This window comes from Parabacteroides sp. TM07-1AC (genome assembly GCF_003480915.1).
Taxonomy (GTDB): Bacteria; Bacteroidota; Bacteroidia; order Bacteroidales; family Tannerellaceae; genus Parabacteroides; species Parabacteroides chongii.
Map to the genome: position 1 here is coordinate 82,746 of NZ_QUKD01000003.1, position 16,627 is coordinate 99,372.

Annotated in this window: 17 protein-coding genes and 1 tRNA gene; 12 read left to right on the top strand and 6 right to left on the bottom strand. The window is 47.9% G+C overall.

The window, feature by feature from the left end:
* Positions 1–2: 2 nt before the first annotated feature.
* The 8 genes from queF to DXD68_RS08200 all read left to right on the top strand — a co-directional run bounded on the left by queF (position 3) and on the right by DXD68_RS08200 (position 8,318).
* Positions 3–467 (top strand): preQ(1) synthase, encoded by a 465-nt coding sequence (gene queF, locus DXD68_RS08165; RefSeq protein ID WP_122361164.1) that lies wholly within the window; start codon positions 3–5, stop codon positions 465–467.
* Between the two features lie 89 nt (positions 468–556).
* Positions 557–1,342, top strand: a complete 786-nt coding sequence (locus DXD68_RS08170; protein ID WP_122361165.1) for a DUF1080 domain-containing protein — start codon at positions 557–559, stop codon at positions 1,340–1,342.
* A 221-nt stretch (positions 1,343–1,563) separates the two neighbouring features.
* Positions 1,564–2,919: a TolC family protein gene (locus DXD68_RS08175; RefSeq protein ID WP_122361166.1), complete on the top strand. Its 1,356-nt coding sequence runs from the start codon at positions 1,564–1,566 to the stop codon at positions 2,917–2,919.
* Between the two features lie 25 nt (positions 2,920–2,944).
* Positions 2,945–4,165: an efflux RND transporter periplasmic adaptor subunit gene (locus DXD68_RS08180; RefSeq protein WP_122361167.1), complete on the top strand. Its 1,221-nt coding sequence runs from the start codon at positions 2,945–2,947 to the stop codon at positions 4,163–4,165.
* A gap of 49 nt (positions 4,166–4,214) precedes the next feature.
* A complete protein-coding gene (locus tag DXD68_RS08185; RefSeq protein ID WP_122351807.1) occupies positions 4,215–4,955 on the top strand; it encodes an ABC transporter ATP-binding protein in 741 nt (246 codons plus the stop codon).
* A gap of 158 nt (positions 4,956–5,113) precedes the next feature.
* Positions 5,114–6,334 carry an ABC transporter permease gene (locus tag DXD68_RS08190; protein ID WP_122361168.1) on the top strand — a complete coding sequence of 407 codons (1,221 nt, stop codon included), beginning with the start codon at positions 5,114–5,116 and terminating at the stop codon, positions 6,332–6,334.
* Between the two features lie 26 nt (positions 6,335–6,360).
* Positions 6,361–7,434: a sensor histidine kinase gene (locus DXD68_RS08195; RefSeq protein ID WP_122361169.1), complete on the top strand. Its 1,074-nt coding sequence runs from the start codon at positions 6,361–6,363 to the stop codon at positions 7,432–7,434.
* 113 nt (positions 7,435–7,547) lie between these two features.
* On the top strand, positions 7,548–8,318 hold the full coding sequence (locus DXD68_RS08200; protein WP_122361170.1) for a LytR/AlgR family response regulator transcription factor: 771 nt from the start codon (positions 7,548–7,550) through the stop codon (positions 8,316–8,318).
* Here the strand turns inward: DXD68_RS08200 and dacB are convergent.
* Positions 8,315–9,784, bottom strand: a complete 1,470-nt coding sequence (gene dacB, locus DXD68_RS08205; RefSeq protein WP_122361171.1) for a D-alanyl-D-alanine carboxypeptidase/D-alanyl-D-alanine-endopeptidase — start codon at positions 9,782–9,784, stop codon at positions 8,315–8,317. The genes DXD68_RS08200 and dacB overlap by 4 nt on opposite strands.
* A 59-nt stretch (positions 9,785–9,843) precedes the next feature.
* On the opposite strand from dacB, the gene DXD68_RS08210 reads away from it, so the two are divergent.
* Both DXD68_RS08210 and DXD68_RS08215 read left to right on the top strand, forming a co-directional pair.
* Positions 9,844–10,980 (top strand): AI-2E family transporter, encoded by a 1,137-nt coding sequence (locus tag DXD68_RS08210; protein ID WP_122361172.1) that lies wholly within the window; start codon positions 9,844–9,846, stop codon positions 10,978–10,980.
* Positions 10,981–11,089: 109 nt separating this feature from the next.
* Positions 11,090–11,162: transfer RNA gene (locus DXD68_RS08215), tRNA-Lys, on the top strand.
* A gap of 188 nt (positions 11,163–11,350) precedes the next feature.
* On the opposite strand, the gene rhuM is transcribed toward DXD68_RS08215, so the two are convergent.
* From rhuM to DXD68_RS24660, 3 genes are all read right to left on the bottom strand, one after another.
* Positions 11,351–12,292 carry a RhuM family protein gene (gene rhuM / locus DXD68_RS08220; protein ID WP_122361173.1) on the bottom strand — a complete coding sequence of 314 codons (942 nt, stop codon included), beginning with the start codon at positions 12,290–12,292 and terminating at the stop codon, positions 11,351–11,353.
* A gap of 117 nt (positions 12,293–12,409) precedes the next feature.
* On the bottom strand, positions 12,410–12,730 hold the full coding sequence (locus DXD68_RS08225; RefSeq protein WP_288200714.1) for a hypothetical protein: 321 nt from the start codon (positions 12,728–12,730) through the stop codon (positions 12,410–12,412).
* Positions 12,727–12,855: a hypothetical protein gene (locus DXD68_RS24660; RefSeq protein WP_255419280.1), complete on the bottom strand. Its 129-nt coding sequence runs from the start codon at positions 12,853–12,855 to the stop codon at positions 12,727–12,729. Before DXD68_RS24660 ends, DXD68_RS08225 begins: the two co-directional genes overlap by 4 nt.
* Before the next feature lie 198 nt (positions 12,856–13,053).
* Here DXD68_RS24660 and DXD68_RS08230 point away from each other — a divergent pair, with 198 nt between their 5' ends.
* The gene (locus DXD68_RS08230) at positions 13,054–13,278 is read left to right on the top strand and encodes a DUF4248 domain-containing protein (RefSeq protein ID WP_122361174.1); all 225 of its coding nucleotides are present in this window, start codon (positions 13,054–13,056) and stop codon (positions 13,276–13,278) included.
* A 151-nt stretch (positions 13,279–13,429) separates the two neighbouring features.
* The gene (locus DXD68_RS08235; RefSeq protein ID WP_122361175.1) at positions 13,430–13,726 is read left to right on the top strand and encodes a helix-turn-helix domain-containing protein; all 297 of its coding nucleotides are present in this window, start codon (positions 13,430–13,432) and stop codon (positions 13,724–13,726) included.
* Between the two features lie 245 nt (positions 13,727–13,971).
* Here DXD68_RS08235 and DXD68_RS08240 read toward each other — a convergent pair whose 3' ends face one another.
* Both DXD68_RS08240 and DXD68_RS08245 read right to left on the bottom strand, forming a co-directional pair.
* Positions 13,972–16,122, bottom strand: coding sequence for a VapE domain-containing protein (locus DXD68_RS08240; RefSeq protein WP_122361176.1), 2,151 nt, complete (start codon positions 16,120–16,122; stop codon positions 13,972–13,974).
* A gap of 89 nt (positions 16,123–16,211) precedes the next feature.
* Positions 16,212–16,583 carry a hypothetical protein gene (locus tag DXD68_RS08245; protein WP_122361177.1) on the bottom strand — a complete coding sequence of 124 codons (372 nt, stop codon included), beginning with the start codon at positions 16,581–16,583 and terminating at the stop codon, positions 16,212–16,214.
* Positions 16,584–16,627 lie beyond the last annotated feature (44 nt).

The following is a 16,627-nucleotide window of genomic DNA, read 5'->3' on the forward strand; positions in this document are numbered from 1 at the left end:
TTATGGATACAAGAAAAGAAGAAAACGAACTGCACCTGTTAGGCGGTTCTACCGAATATAAACAGGATTATGCCCCCGAAGTACTGGAAGCATTCACCAACAAACATCCAGGCAACGACTACTGGGTACGTTTCAACTGCCCGGAATTCACCAGCCTTTGCCCGATCACCGGACAGCCGGATTTTGCAACCATCCATATCGACTATATCCCCGATGTGAAAATGGTGGAAAGCAAGAGTTTGAAGTTATACCTTTTCAGTTTTCGCAGCCACGGTGCTTTTCATGAAGACTGTGTCAACATCATCATGAAAGACCTCATCAAACTGATGGATCCGAAGTATATCGAGGTGACAGGAATTTTCACCCCACGCGGCGGAATCAGCATTTATCCTTATTGTAACTATGGCCGTCCCGCAACCAAATACGAAAAGCTGGCGGAACAACGCCTTTTCAATCACAACAGTTAAACGTATTTTCCGGTAAAAGCAGTTACAACATGGCAAATTATTATGTAGATTTGCATCATAAAATATGTAAACCTAAAATAATTTAGACCATGAAGAAAAGAGACTTCACCAGCAAAGCCGTACTGGCAGCCATAGCTTGTACGGCTTGTGTAAGCATGAGTGCGCAACAGAAAGAGTATCCACAACCTGAAAAAATGACTCCGGGCATGTCGGAATACTGGACACCGCAACCCAAGATCGTCACTCCGGGAGATATCAAAACAAACTCGGCTCCGTCCGACGCGATCGTCCTGTTCGACGGCAAAGACCTTTCCGCCTGGGAAAACACCAAAGGAGAACCGGCTCAATGGATTGTACACGATGGCGTATTCACCGTGAATAAGAAAGCCGGAGATATCCAAACCAAACAGAAATTCGACAGCTACCAGCTGCATATCGAATGGTGCGTTCCGGAAAACATCACAGGAACAAGCCAGGCACGCGGTAATAGCGGTATTTTTATGCAAGGAATGTATGAAGTCCAGGTGCTCGATTGCTACAACAACGAAACATACGTGAACGGACAGACCGGAAGTATCTACAAACAGACACCGCCGTTGGCAAACGCCATGCGCAAACCGGGTGAATGGAATGTATACGATATCATTTATTCCGCTCCTGTTTTCAAAGAAGACGGAACCTATCGCGTGCCGCCCCGCATCACCGTTATCCAAAACGGCATCGTTTTGCAGAACAACACGACGATCCTCGGAACAACCGAATACATCGGCTTCCCGAAAGTGATCCCTCACGGAGCCGGCCCGATCATCCTGCAGAGCCACGGTGATCCCAGCGAACCGATCAGCTTCCGCAATATCTGGTTAAGAGAAATGTAATCATAGAAAGGGGACGCAGATCTGCGTCCCCTTTCTATGATTACATTTCTAATTACCAAACCTTATCGTTCCCCTCTATTCCGTTTATCGGCAAAATCCCCGTTTTCGTCTATGAACCAACCTCCTATTTCTATTCTAATTGTATAGGAATTTAATGCAAAGTAGTTTTGCTTCAGAAAATAAAGGTAAAAAGATTGTTTAGGTCGCAAAACGAAAGCATTATGAAACAGATCTCTCTAATAATCCTATCCTGCCTGCTTCTTCTGCCTGCCGGAATGAAAGCAGAGGACGACATGCCGAAGCAGTGGACGCTTCGTGATTGCATTGATTATGCCCTGGAGCATAACATCACCATCCGCCGTAACCGCATCAGCGTCGAGAGCACGCAAGAAGATGTAAAGTCGGCAAAGGCGGATTTCCTTCCTTCCCTGAGTGGAAATATCAGCCAGCGCATCGTGAACCGCCCGAACAGTGCCAGCGGTACGATCATCAGTGGCGACAACATCACCACCAGCGAAAGTAAAACCTCTTATAACGGCAGTTACGGCATCGATGCCAACTGGACGGTTTACAACGGCAGCAAACGGGTAAACACTGTCAAACAGCAACAACTGAACAGCCGCATCGCCGAACTCTCCGTCGATGAAAGCGAAAACACCATCGAGGAAAACATCACCCAGCTGTACGTACAGATACTCTATTCCGCCGAAGCAGTCAAAGTGAACGAATCGACCCTGGAAGTCAGTCAGAAAGAATACGAACGTGCACAGGAACTGTTCAATGCCGGCAGCATCGCCTCCAGCGACCTCGCCCAACTCGAAGCACAGGTGAGCAGCAATAACTACCAACTGGTCACCTCGCAAACGACTTTGCAGGATTACAAGCTGCAACTGAAACAGCTGCTCGAACTGGACGGCGATTTCGAAATGGATCTTTACATGCCACAACTCGACGACAGCAGCGTATTGATACCGCTGCCCGGCAAAGACGATGTCTACCAGACCGCCCTCAACCTGCGCCCTGAAATAGAATCCGGGAAATTGAATATCCAGTCTTCCGACCTGAGTATCAAGATGGCACGTGCCGGATATATCCCGACACTGAGCCTCAGCGCCGGGATCGGAACGACCAATGCCAACGGCAACGATTTCAGCTTCAGCGAACAGGTCAAACAGAACTGGAACAACTCCCTGGGCCTGACCCTGAGTATCCCCATCTTCGACAAACGACAGGCAAAGACAGCTGTCAACAAAGCGAAGCTACAAAAGCAAACCAGCGAGCTCGACCTGATGGACAACCAGAAGACACTCTACAAAACGATTGAAAGCCTCTGGCTGACAGCCAACAGCGCCCAACAGCAATATGTAGCTGCAGCACAGAAGCTGAAAAGCACAGAAGCCAGCTACGCCCTTGTCAGCGAACAGTTCAACGTCGGCATGAAAAATACGGTAGAACTGCTCACCGAGAAAAACAATCTCCTGAGTGCCCAGCAGGAAACGCTACAGGCCAAATATACGGCCATCCTCAACGCAGGTTTGCTGCGCTTCTACCAAGGTGAAGAAATCGTGATGTTCTAAGTAAAAAATAAAAACAGAAAAAGATATGAACAAGAAACTTATTATCGGTATAGCAGGCGTGCTGGTCGTAGCCGGAGGAATCTGGTTCTTTACAGGTAAATCGTCGAAAGGCGGCATCAGCCTCGAAACCGCCAAAGTGAACCGCAGCTCCATCTCAAACACAGTGACAGCTACCGGAACAGTAGAACCGGTGACGGAAGTGGAAGTCGGTACGCAGGTATCCGGCATCATCGACAAACTGTACGCAGACTACAACGACGTAGTGAAAGCCGGACAATTGATCGCAGAAATGGATAAAGTAAACCTGAAGGCCGAACTGGCATCCGCCCAGGCCCAGCTGGCAAGCAGCAAGAGCGAATACGAATACCAGCAGAAGAATTACGCACGTAACAAGGTGCTTTACGAAAAGAAACTGATCAGCGACTCCGATTATGAGACAGCGACTTACAATTACGAAAAGTCGAAAGCCTCTTACGAACAGAATCAGGCTGCGATGGTCAAAGTGAACCGTAACCTCGAATACGCCACGATCACCAGCCCGATCGACGGTGTCGTTATCAACCGTGCCGTTGAAGAAGGGCAGACCGTTGCCGCCGGATTCGAAACGCCGACCCTGTTCACCATCGCCGCCGACCTGACCAAGATGCAGGTGATCGCCGATGTCGATGAAGCCGATATAGGCAACGTACACGACGGACAGCGCGTCAGCTTTACCGTCGATGCCTATCCGAACGATGTATTCGAAGGAACCGTCTGGCAGATCCGCCTGGGCGACAGCAGTAGCAGCAGTTCGAGCAGTTCCACCAGCTCATCCTCTACGGTCGTAACCTATGAAGTAGTGATTACCGCCGACAATCCGGACCTGAAACTGAAACCCCGTCTGACAGCCAACGTGACGATCTACACGCTCGAACGCGATAACGTCCTGACCATTCCGACCAAGTCGTTACGTTTCGTTCCGGAAGAAGAACTACTCGTCGGCACCGGCCTGATCGCCGAAAACAGTGCCCAGGAAGCACCGGCCGGCAAACGTCTGGTTTGGGTTAAAGAAGGACAGCAGTTGCACCCGAAAGCCGTTACTGTCGGATCGACAAGCGGCAATATGATCGAAGTGATCGACGGACTGAACGAAGGCGAAGAAATCGCTGTCGACCTTACTTCGGACACACCGGCACAGGCCGCTGCCCCAACGGAAAAGAGTCCGTTCATGCCTGGCCCTCCGGGAAGCGATAAGAAGAAGAAATAAAAATAGTTGACAGTTGACAAGTGATAGTTGACAGTTAAAAACAACAGCAATGAAAGAGATAATCAAATTAGATAACATCAGGCGTGACTTCAAAGTCGGAGACGAGATCGTCCATGCCCTGCGTGGCGTCTCCTTCACGATACACGAAGGAGAGTTCGTCACCATCATGGGAACCTCCGGCTCGGGAAAAAGTACGCTGCTGAACACGTTGGGATGTCTCGACACACCGACCAAGGGCGAATATTATCTCGACGGCGTCTCCGTCCGCACGATGGGAAAGAATGCCCGTGCCACCCTGCGCAACCGGAAGATCGGATTTGTCTTTCAGAGTTACAACCTGTTGCCCAAAACGACAGCCGTAGAAAATGTAGAACTACCTCTGATGTACAACCCCAACTTCAGTGCCTCCGCCCGCCATGAGAAAGCCGTGCAGGCATTGGTTGCCGTCGGCCTGGGCGACCGCCTGATGCACAAGAGCAACCAGATGTCCGGCGGACAGATGCAGCGTGTAGCCATCGCCCGCGCCCTGGTGAACGACCCGGCAGTGATCCTTGCCGACGAAGCAACGGGAAACCTGGATACACGTACGTCATTCGAGATCCTGGTACTCTTCCAGAAACTGCATGCCGAAGGACGTACCATCATCTTCGTAACGCACAACCCGGAAATTGCCCAGTACAGCAGCCGCAACATCACCCTGCGTGACGGACATGTAACGGCCGACACGGTCAATACAAACATCCTGGATGCAGCAGAGGCTTTATCCAAATTACCAAAGAATGAAGACTGAGACAAATAAACTATTAGGGGACGCAGATGACGCAGAGAACACAGATGAACGCAGATTTGTGTTAAATAAGAAAATAAAAAGTCTGCGTCAATCTGCGTATTCTGCGTCATCTGCGTCCCCTAATATTATCTTTACTGTACGATAAATTATACAAAACAATGAACGGAACAAACCTCATAAAAATAGCCCTCCGTGCCCTTGCCAACAACAAGCTACGAGGATTCCTGACGATGCTCGGTATCATCATCGGCGTTGCCTCCGTGATCACGATGCTTGCCATCGGACAAGGATCGAAGCGGAGCATACAGGAACAGATCAGCGAGATGGGCTCGAATATGATCATGATACATCCCGGTGCCGATGTCCGGGGAGGTGTCCGTCAGGATGCTTCCGCTATGGAGACACTGAAGCTGGAAGACTATCAGAACATCGTCGACGAAACCCGTTACGTCTCTGCCGTCTCCCCTTCGGTCAACAGCAGCGGACAAGCCATCTTCGGAGCCAACAACGCCCCGACCACCGTCTACGGTATCAGTCCCGACTATCTCGAAATCCGCCGTTACAAGGTGGAAGACGGCGATATGTTCACCGAACAGGACATCCAGACAGCAGCGAAGGTCTGTGTAGTCGGTAAAACCGTAGTCGACAACCTCTTTTCCAACGGCGAAAGCCCCGTCGGCAAAGTCATACGCTTTCAGAAATTACCTTTCCGCATCGTAGGCGTGCTGGAAAGCAAAGGATACAACAGCATGGGAATGGACCAGGACGACCTAATCTTAGCTCCATACACAACTATTCAGAAAAAAGTTCTGGCCATCACCCATCTGCAAGGCATCACCTGTTCGGCCCTCAAAGAGGAATACACCGACCAGGCCATTGACGAGATAACGGAAATACTGCGCCGCAACCATAAGTTGAAGGAAAGTGACGATGATGATTTTACCATCCGTAGTCAGCAGGAGTTGAGCACGATGTTGACAAGTACTACGGACATGATGACCGTGCTGTTGGCGGCTGTGGCGGGTATTTCGTTGCTCGTTGGTGGTATCGGGATTATGAACATCATGTATGTCAGCGTCACGGAGCGTACCCGCGAGATCGGCTTGCGTATGAGTATCGGGGCAAAAGGGATCGACATCCTCGCCCAGTTCCTGATCGAATCCATCCTGATCAGTGTGACCGGCGGACTGATCGGTGTCGTATTGGGTGTAGGAGCCGCCCTGGTGGTGAACGGCGTCGCCCACTTCCCGATCTATATCCAACCGTGGAGCGTTATGCTTTCATTCGCCGTCTGTACCGTCACCGGTGTCTTCTTCGGATGGTATCCGGCCAAGAAAGCCGCCCAGCTCGATCCGATCGAAGCAATCCGTTACGAATAAGAAATTATTTAATATCTTTGTAAAAGATGAAAACAGAAACGACAACACATACGCATATATCTCCCCCTTTCAAGGGAATGGGCAGCATTATCCATATTGCTGCCTGGGGGATTTTGTTCGGCCTGCCGTTCTTCTTTACGGGCAGGGAATCACAGGAACTGACGGTGATCAGCTATCTGCGCTCCGTCATCGTTCCGCTTTCGTTCATGATGGTTTTCTATGTGAACTATTTCCTGTTGGTAAACCGTTATCTGTTTTCACGCCACGGATGGAAGTTCTTCCTCAGCAACGTCCTGCTGATCGCCTTTGCGATGCTGGCGGTACATCTGTTGATGCAACTGCTTCCGCCGCCGGAGATACACCGCCCGCACCGTCCGGAAAGGGAGTTGCAGGAGATCATCGGCTTCTTCCTCGTCAATGCCATGCTGTATGCGCTGGTGGCAGGTCTGAGTGTCGCCATCAAGATGACGAGCGGCTGGTATCAGGTAGAATCCATGCGCCGCGAACTGGAGAAGAGCCGGGCGGAAGCCGAACTTCAGAACCTGAAAAGCCAGCTGAACCCACATTTCCTGTTCAACACGCTCAACAATATCTACAGCCTGATCGCTTTCAGTCCCGAACGAGCACAAGAAGCCGTCCACGACCTGAGTCGCCTGCTGCGTTACGTCCTTTACGACAGTAGCCAGCCGCACGTCTTGCTGGAAAGCGAACTGGATTTTATCCGCAACTATGTGGAACTGATGCGCATCCGCCTGCCGGAGCATGTGGAACTGAAAACGGAGATATCCGCCGTCCAGCCGGATGCCATGATCGCCCCCTTGTTGTTCATCTCCCTGATCGAGAATGCCTTCAAACATGGCGTCAGCAACAGCCAGCCCTCGTTCATCCATCTGGATATACACCAGAACGGCGACCTGGTTGTCTGCATCCTGAAAAACAGTTATTTCCCCAAAGATGCGGAACAGGACAAGAGCGGTTCGGGAATCGGCATCAAGAACCTGCGCAAACGGCTTGAATTAATTTATCCGAACAAACATATTTTCTCATGCGGTGTAGACGGTGACAGTTATCATAGCATGCTGGAAATACAAATCAATTGACAGTTGACAAGTGACAGTTGACAGTTAGGCTTCGCATCCGGTAAACAAATCGGTAAAAGCCGAAATAACTGTCAACCGTCAACTGTCAACTGTCAACTAAATAAGTATTATTTATGAAACTGACTTGTGCAATCATCGACGACGAGCCTTTGGCAATCAGCCTGCTGGAAAGTTATGTCAACAAGACCCCGTTCCTGGAACTTGCCGGGAAATACAACAGTGCGGTCAATGCCCTGCCCATACTCACCAAAGAGCCTGTCGACCTCCTGTTCCTGGACATCCAGATGCCCGAACTCAACGGCATGGAATTTTCCCGCATACTGGAAGCCGAGACACGGATCATCTTCACAACGGCTTTCAGCCAATATGCACTCGACAGTTACAAGGTAAACGCTCTCGATTACCTGCTGAAACCGATCAGTTATGCCGACTTCCTGAAATCGGCCAACAAGGCACTGCAATGGTACGAACTGTTGCGGGAAGGGAAAGAGGGGAAAGCAGATCCCGGAAAAGACGGCCAGCCGACCGCCCCGGCAGCACAACCCCAGTCATCGATCGAAAGCATTTTTATCAAGACAGAATACAAACTGGTGCAGGTCGAACTCCGCAAGATATTATACATCGAAGGACTGAAAGATTATGTCAAAATATTCATCGAAGGCGAACCGCATCCGATCCTCTCGCTGATGAGCATGAAAAGCCTGGAAGACATGCTGCCGACCAACCGTTTCATCCGCGTACACCGTTCCTTCATCGTCCAGCCGGAAAAGATCAAAGTGATCGAACGCAACCGCATCGTCTTCGGCAAAGAATATATCCCCATCTCCGACAACTACAAACAGAAGTTCATGGAGTTTCTGGCACAGAGGTCGCTACTGCCTTAGAAAAGTTGCAACAGCAACTTTTCCAGCCCCTTCGTCATCTGCCCCATGCTACAGGAATAATTATTGGAGAAAACGGCAACAGCATAGCGTTTGCCGTCTTTGTCTATATACCCGGCATAACTACGTACTCCCGTTATCCCGCCACTCTTCAAACGAGCTTTCCCTTGCAGCTTGCTTCCTTTCAACAGGTTGCGGACCGAGCCTTCCACACCCACCTGCGGCAATGACTCGAAGAATGCCTCGGAAACCTCCGATTTTGTCGCCATATACACCAGCAGATCAGCAATAAACTCAGCCGATACCTTATCGGCTGGAGCCAGTCCGCTGCCGTCATGCATCCGCAACGGATATACATCCAGCCCCTTCTTCCTCCAATGATCGAGTACCACCTGCACACCCCGTCCGAAAGAAGAGATCACCTCGTTTTTCCGGGGAACATATTGCAGACCGACCGTTTTCACCAGTGCATCCGCAAACAAATTATGACTGACATGATTCGTCACGCTCGCAATCTCTTTCAATGTTGGCGAATAAGTCGTTACAACCGGCTTCCTCTCGACTGTTTTCCACCGGCCGGCTTCCGATTCGATCCGGTAACAAGTCGGCTCCTTTCCTACCACAATACCTTCGCGCTCAAGGCAACCGGTCAGATATTCCGCCAGAAACAAAGCCGGATCGGGAATATCGCCTTTCAACACATAATTCTCACGGTTAGCAGGAACGACACCCTGTAAATAACGCTCGCCGGACAACGGGGCACCGATTATATAAGCACTGTCCGACGCCGCCGCTTTCAGATAATTGATAAACCGCAGGGAAGGAATTGCCGGATCAGTCCCAACGACCTCCGGACGAGTTCCGGCAGCCCCCGTCTTCAGGGACAACTTATACATATTGTCGAACACCGAAAGCCCATAGCTTCCCGGCGCATAATAATTCCCCATATCTTCCCGCAGCCATTTGATAGAAGCACCCTCCGTATCGAAAATACGTTCGTCGGCCACCACCGCCCCGGTGATCTTCCGGATACCCGCCTTCTTCAGCGCCGCTATCCATTCGGGAATAAAGGTATTCTGTGCGGGCGTATAACGATTCCTGTCGGGAGCGAAATGCGACGACCCCAGCGACGGGTCACCGCCTCCCCTGATATACAGATTTCCGTTCAGGACACCCTCTTTGATACTCCCGTCATGCTCCAGCGACGTAGCGTACCGATAATCGTCTCCCAATATTTCGAGAGCCGTAGCCGTCGCGACCGTTTTCAGGACAGAAGCCGGAGAAACCTCACGATCCTCGTCATAGCTGTAAACCGTTTTTCCATCCTGCACATCTTTCACCACAATGGAGAAGGTCGCCCCCTTCATATAAGGGGCATTCAGCAATTGTTTTACAGGTTGGAGAGTCTGTGCCTTCGGCTGTGAAAGGCAGCCTAACAGCAAAGCTACACATAATATTTTCTTTATCATCTTATTATCCTATTCCAGTTTATTTTATCTTTGTCACAGGCAAAGATAAAAATTAAAATATGAACTCATTATTTGAAAGGCCATTTACATTCGACCGTGTCACACGTATCGTATTCAGTATCGTCATCATCGGCGCATTGCTCTATCTGATCACCATACTGCGGACCGCGTTGCTTCCCTTCCTGATCGCATGGTTGCTGGCTTATATGATGCAACCTTTCGTGAAGTTTTTCCAATACAAGCTGAAGCTGAAAAGCCGTATCCTGGCTATCATAGCCGTGATCATCTGCGCTTCGCTCGTTATCGGTACGGCAGCTGCACTGGTTGTTCCCTCCATCGCCCAGGAAGCCGAGAGAACTCTCAGCCTGATGCGTACGCACAATCCGGGTGAAGGATATATCCCGTTGATCCCCGAGTCCTGGATCACGTATCTGGAAACCAATGTGGACATCAACCAGCTGATGGAGCTTCTCAGCCGCGAGAACATACAGAATGCCATCAAGCAGCTGGCTCCCAAAGTATGGAATATCCTGTCGAACACTTTCTCCATCCTTTTCAGCATAACGATTATCTTTGTGATCCTGTTATATTTCATTTTCATCCTGCTGGATTACGAGAAGATAGCCAACGGATGGATCAACCTGATCCCGGCGCATATCCGTCCTTTCGCCAAAGGGCTTGCCGACGACGTGGAGCAGAGCATGAACCGCTATTTCCGCGGCCAGTCGCTGATCGCATTGTGTGTCGGTGTCCTGCTGGCTATCGGATTCAAGATTGTAGGTTTCCCGTTGGGGGTTACACTCGGGCTGTTTATCGGAGTACTTAACCTGATCCCTTACCTGCAAACGATCGGACTGATCCCGATGATTATCCTCAGCTTACTGAAGTCGGCAGAGACAGGACAAAATTTCTGGATCATTTTCGGATCGGGATTGCTGATACTCGGAATTGTCCAGTGCATCCAGGATTTATACCTCACGCCCCGTATCATGGGAAAAGCGATGGGCCTGAATCCTGCCATCATTCTTCTTTCTTTATCCATTTGGGGAACTTTACTCGGATTTATCGGATTGATCATCGCATTACCGCTTACGACACTCTGTCTCTCTTATTATAAGCGTTTTATCTTGCTGGAAGGGGATATTATTCCTCCTCCGCCAGCCGATATTCAACCGGAGAAGAAAGAAAAAAAGTAACTTTTTTCAAAAAAATATCCATCAGCTATTGCAAATTAAAAAATAAACCCTACCTTTGCACCCGCAATACAGAAGTAAAGCACACCGCAATACAAAGTATGCACAGGATGATTCGCTAGCTCAGCAGGTAGAGCACATCCCTTTTAAGGATGGGGTCCTGGGTTCGAACCCCAGGCGGATCACTCAAAAAAAAACAGCTTCAGATTTATTCTGAGGCTGTTTTCTTTTTATAACCCGCCTAAGTTATTCACAACCGTGTTACAAGCTTTTGTTCATATCCTATCAACAAAACAGTTAAAGCAACTAATATCAATAAATTAACCTGTTGATAACTATGTTAAAAAGCCTGTTGAAACAGGGTTACTACTTTTTATATGCAATTCATAATAATACTAACCATCATTTCCTTTTCTTCCGTTCTCGACTCAGCAATCATAATAGTCAGTGCCACCAACGTATGATCAGCAATGCGCTTCTGTCCGTCTTCATCGTAAAGAATACCGTTCTTATCCAAGAAATAGAGAAAGACAGTAGCCGCAATACGTTTGTTGCCATCGCTAAAGCTATGATTTTTGGTGACAAAATAGAGCAAATTGGCAGCTTTCTCTTGTAGCGTTGGATAGACATCCTCTCCAGCAAAACTTTGATAAACATTACCGATACTGCCTTTAAAAGAATCGTCCTTCTCATGCCCGAACAAGTCCGAATCGGCATTGAAACGCATTTGGTCAATAATATTCCGGCATTCTTCATAAGTCAGTACATAGGTTGCTTCGCTTCCCTTAGGACGTTGCATGCATTGATGGTCGTAATCATCAAGCAGGGTCAGTGCCGTATTATAATTCTCAATCACGTTCAGCACTTGTTTGGCATCAAGAGCGTTCTGAGTGCGTTTCATGATACGGATAACTTCACCAAGCTGTTGCAAACGTTGGTCGTTAATGGCATAACCTTTGATGACGTAGTCTGTTAAGACAGAATTAGCCCACTTACGAAAAACCACACCTCGTTTTGACTTAACTCTATACCCTACCGAAATAATCACATCAAGATTATAAAATTCCGTCTGTCGAACCTGAGTTTTTCCCTCAATAGCACCATGACGTGTGGTGGTCGCAAATTTTGCGACTACCACTTCACCTTCTAATTCTTCGCGCAGAGCATTGGTAATGTGCTTACCAATCGTTTTCACATCTCTATCAAAAAGTTCAGCCATCTGCTGACGGTTTAACCATACGGTTTTTTCATTGATTGACACCGGCACTTCCAGTGTCATTTCATTATCTCTGAATATTACAATCTTATTTTCCATATCGCTAAAATTTTGATTACACACTTCCACAAAGATAACGAATTCTTTGATAACAAATTACAAATCAAAAGAAAACAGCTTCAGATTTATTCTGAGGCTGTTTTCTTTTTAGGATTACTATTCAATTACCGGGCGATCGTCCTCACCGTCGTCTTTGGACGGTGTGATATTGATAGTTGTTCGCTCTCCTTTTGCTGTTTGCGTCGTGTTCCGCAAAAGGGTACCGGGACGGAAACATAAACGTGCTTTCTTCAGCAAGGTTGAAGAGAAAGTTTCCACAGTCTCACTACCCTTACTCCCCATAATCAGCTGCAAACTACCGAGTTCCCCAAGCTGTATCACTTCACCACGTTCGAGTGCCTTCGTTGCAAATTTAACCATGCGGTCGAGAACCACTTTGACATCACCGCTCGATGCCGTTGAACTCTCCGCAATCAGATCGCATAATTCTTCAAAGCCACAGGTGCGCGTTGCACGCGTCTGGGCATATAAAGCTTTTCCTTACCTGCTTCTACTTCTTTACTCATGTTTTTTCTGAGAACCAAATGATACTGTACTGCCATAATCTGTATTGTTTTTAATAGTTGATAAATCGCGTTGTAATTAATTACAATGTAAAGATACGGCAGCCGAATACCCCTACTGAAACCTGGGATGACGGGACGTGACGATGCGACACTTTATTTCGTTTATTAATCGATTAAAGCCTTGTTTATCTTACTCTTAATAGCTATATTTACAGTAGAAAAAACACAGAAACCATGGAACAAAAAACATTTATCATCCGGGCATACGGTGTCGGCGAACTAGCCCTACTATACAATCCCCACCTCTCCCATCGCGGAGCCATCATGCAACTTTGGCGCTGGATCAACCATCACGGCATCCTCAAAGAAAAACTAACCGCCCTGGGTTACCATCCGGGAACACGCTGCTTCACCCCTAAACAGGTAGAATGTATTGTGGAACATTTAGGAGAACCTTAAAAAATAATCAAAAAATATTTCATTTTTATTTGCCTTATCGTAACTTATAAGTTACCTTTGTAACAAAATAAAAAGCCAGCTATGAAAAAAGTAAGAACAATTATTGCCTATAAAGATTATTTTGAACAGTTTTTGCTGTCACAACCAGAATATGGAAAATAATATAAAATCATGGAGCGATATTAAGGATAGTGTTTATGGTGAAATCGGAACACAACGCAGAGACGAACTTGAAAGAGAGTTTGAATCCTTAAAAATCGGATTGCTACTTCGCCAGGCTCGCGAAAAGAAAGCAATAACGCAGGAAGAATTAGGTGCACTTGTGAATAAAAAGCGTTCATATATTTCAAGAGTTGAAAATGATGCGAGTAATATCACCCTGAAAACACTTTTCGATATTGTAGAGAAAGGTTTAGGAGCTAAACTTCATCTTGAAATAGTCTTTTGATTATAATAAAAATAGCTCCCGACCGAAAAGAAACGGGTCGGGAGCTATTTTTTTTCGGTCAAGAGCTGTTTCGGAAAAGGGTACGGGACGATTTCGGGTGGAGAAGGTGGAGATAAAAAGGTGTTTTGGGTAACTTTTATAAATAGTTGGAGGCATTTGGAGGGGTACCGATGCTAAATGGGAATATACAATATATTAAAAGTAGGGAAATACGTTTTCATCTCCACCTTCTCCACCCGGAAACATTAGAAAGGCAAGGATATTTGCGGATTTTCATTCTCTTTCCCAGGTTCATCATCAGCATGTTCATATTGTTTATCAACCGGTTCATCAGCACCTATTTCATAGGAAGAGATTCCCTGCTGGATAGATTTCACTTCGTCGAACGTGAGCTCTATGACAGTAAAAAGACGTTTGCCATTACGAACAAAATGTTCGAAACCTGCCCTTTTCAGCATTTTTCCGAGGTTAACCACGTTGATTTTTGTAATGGGCATACGTGTCTTTTCGGCTATTTTAGCCAGGATTTCACTGCTGGATAACTGCAAAAAAGCCTCAAAACGACGGGGTTTACGAAAATAAGTATAGAACAGCTCTTCTTCCGGACTACTCTGCTGGAAAGGTTCGTTGTTTGCATTGATCTCCGTAATATCGGTATCAGAGAACCAACATTTGAAACCATCCTTATACAAAGCCAATGCCTGAGCATACACGTTCTTATAATCGACAGGAGACAGATAGTCTATCCGCGCCGCTTCGAAACAAAGGAAACGACGCGAACCGGTACGGTCGCTCAACACCTGACTGTCATTCACCGTGGCGGCAAACGACGCACGCCGCTCGTAGGTCTCCGAATTATGTGCATAGGCACGCCGCTCGTGCACATAGTTTTTTGTGATCATCGCCTTCAGCCGGTTCAGTTCCATGCTGCTCTGTCCCGAAAGCTCGTCCAGGAGGATCAGGAAGCAGTCACTCAGAAGCAGGGAAGCATCCTTCGAAGAGGGATCGAGATTACCGGAATAGGTGTACTCGCGCAGTTCGGGCGGTACCAGGTTACGGCACCAGGTTGTTTTTCCCAATCCCTGTCCCCCACTCAGCAGCAATACAGTATGATTCTCCATATTAGTGTCTATGGCGCACGCTACGGCGGCAACAAGCCATTTGCGGAGACAGGTCAACCAGTATTCAGGGCGGGTGGTGCTGACGGTCGAAGCTAGCCAGGCAATATGGTCGGTCTCCCCGTCCCAGGCGGGCAGCTTGCTGAAATAGGATTTGAAAGGATCGAACTCTTTGCTGAAACCGGAATGGATCACCGAACGCAACTCCGAGATTTTACAGAAGATACCGTTCAGCTGAAGGTTACACCAGACCGTGTTTTCCCAGTAATCGGTGACCGGATGGTATTTCTGGCTTTTGGCTCTTTTATCACGATATTCCACCAGGTTACGGACGACATTCTTCCGCAGGTAGAAATGCTTTGACAGATATTCCTGGATACACTCTACTTTCTTCCCGTTCGCCTTCTTCGAATTGGTATTGTGTTCCTCTTTGTGGCTATAGGCACTTGTTATCGCGCTGAGTACTTCTTCGGCGGAAAGATCGGTGAAGTTTTCCCCGCAATAGTCTGCCAGCCGTTGCTCGGGTACTCCCAGGCGGTTACAGAGACAAGCGTAATGATAGACGTAGTTGTTGCGGTTGCCTTCCTCATACCGTTCCTGTTTGTCGAGTTGCTTACGTGCCTTTTCAAACAAACCGATGGCAGTACGTGCAGGCTTCGGAAGTTTCGCTTCCTGCCCTCGGGGAGGCAGCAGCGGCAGGTCGTCGGGTAACGCTTCGCCGGCATCCTGCCAGTCGTCGAAACGGGGAGAGATATAAAGCGACGGATCACTGGATACGAAGCAAAGGCGGCCCACGTCGCTTCCCGAAGCATCGATCTCCACACCTAGCAGCTGTTCGTACCAAACTTTGATCGTATTGTAAATGATCCGGTGGTTCTTCGGGAGCAGTTCGATATTCACGGCTGACCAGGTGATAATTTTCAGCCCTTGTCCGCCGGGACTCAGAAAGCTGGCAACTGTATAGACAGACTCATTGATCGTCGCGCGCAGGCGAGCGATGGTCTCCACCGGCTGATGGTCGATATCAAGGATCAAAAGCGGATTGTAGCGGGTGATGTCAGTTTCCTTACGTACATTCCGGTAGGTAGCAGAGACGGTAAAAGCGTTGAGCGAACGTTTGATCCGGTCGGCGGTAGCCCGGTCGCCTGCTTTCAACGCAGCTTGGTGCAGGCTGACAGTTGTTTCATACTTTCCGTCACGGATGTCGTAGAGAATCTCGATAAGCGGCTTGTTACCCTGACAATACCTGAAACTAGTGAAAAGAGTTGCTTCTATCATATCATTTAGATTTAGGAGGTTTACCGGTTATCCGGTATATTTCAAAGGTACAGGAAGCTATTGGATAGCTTCCTGCTTTTTTCCTTTTTTTACGAAAAAGGATCGTCGGGGAAGTAGCTGTCGAAATATTCTTTCACAGCAGAATAGAGACTGTCGAATTTGAGAAAGCCCTGAATCTTCTTATTTTGAATCTTAAAAACTTCATCGATGGCACGCAGAAACTTTTTCGCCTTCGATGTCCCGTTCACCCGCCATTTGTTACTACGGAGCAAGGGAGCAATGAGTTCGACAAACTCGCTGGTATCACCCTGAAAAACGATCTTCTCCACTTCCACCAGATTTTCTTCAAAATCAACATGGTCGAGTAACCGATTGATGATTCTTGCATTTTTGTTTATTTCGTGCAAATTGGCTTCCATCCGTTCGCACTGTTCTCTCAGTTCTCTGACTGCTTCGTTCAACTGAAGGATATCTACTTTTTTTTCATGTTTATTTATTTTATATG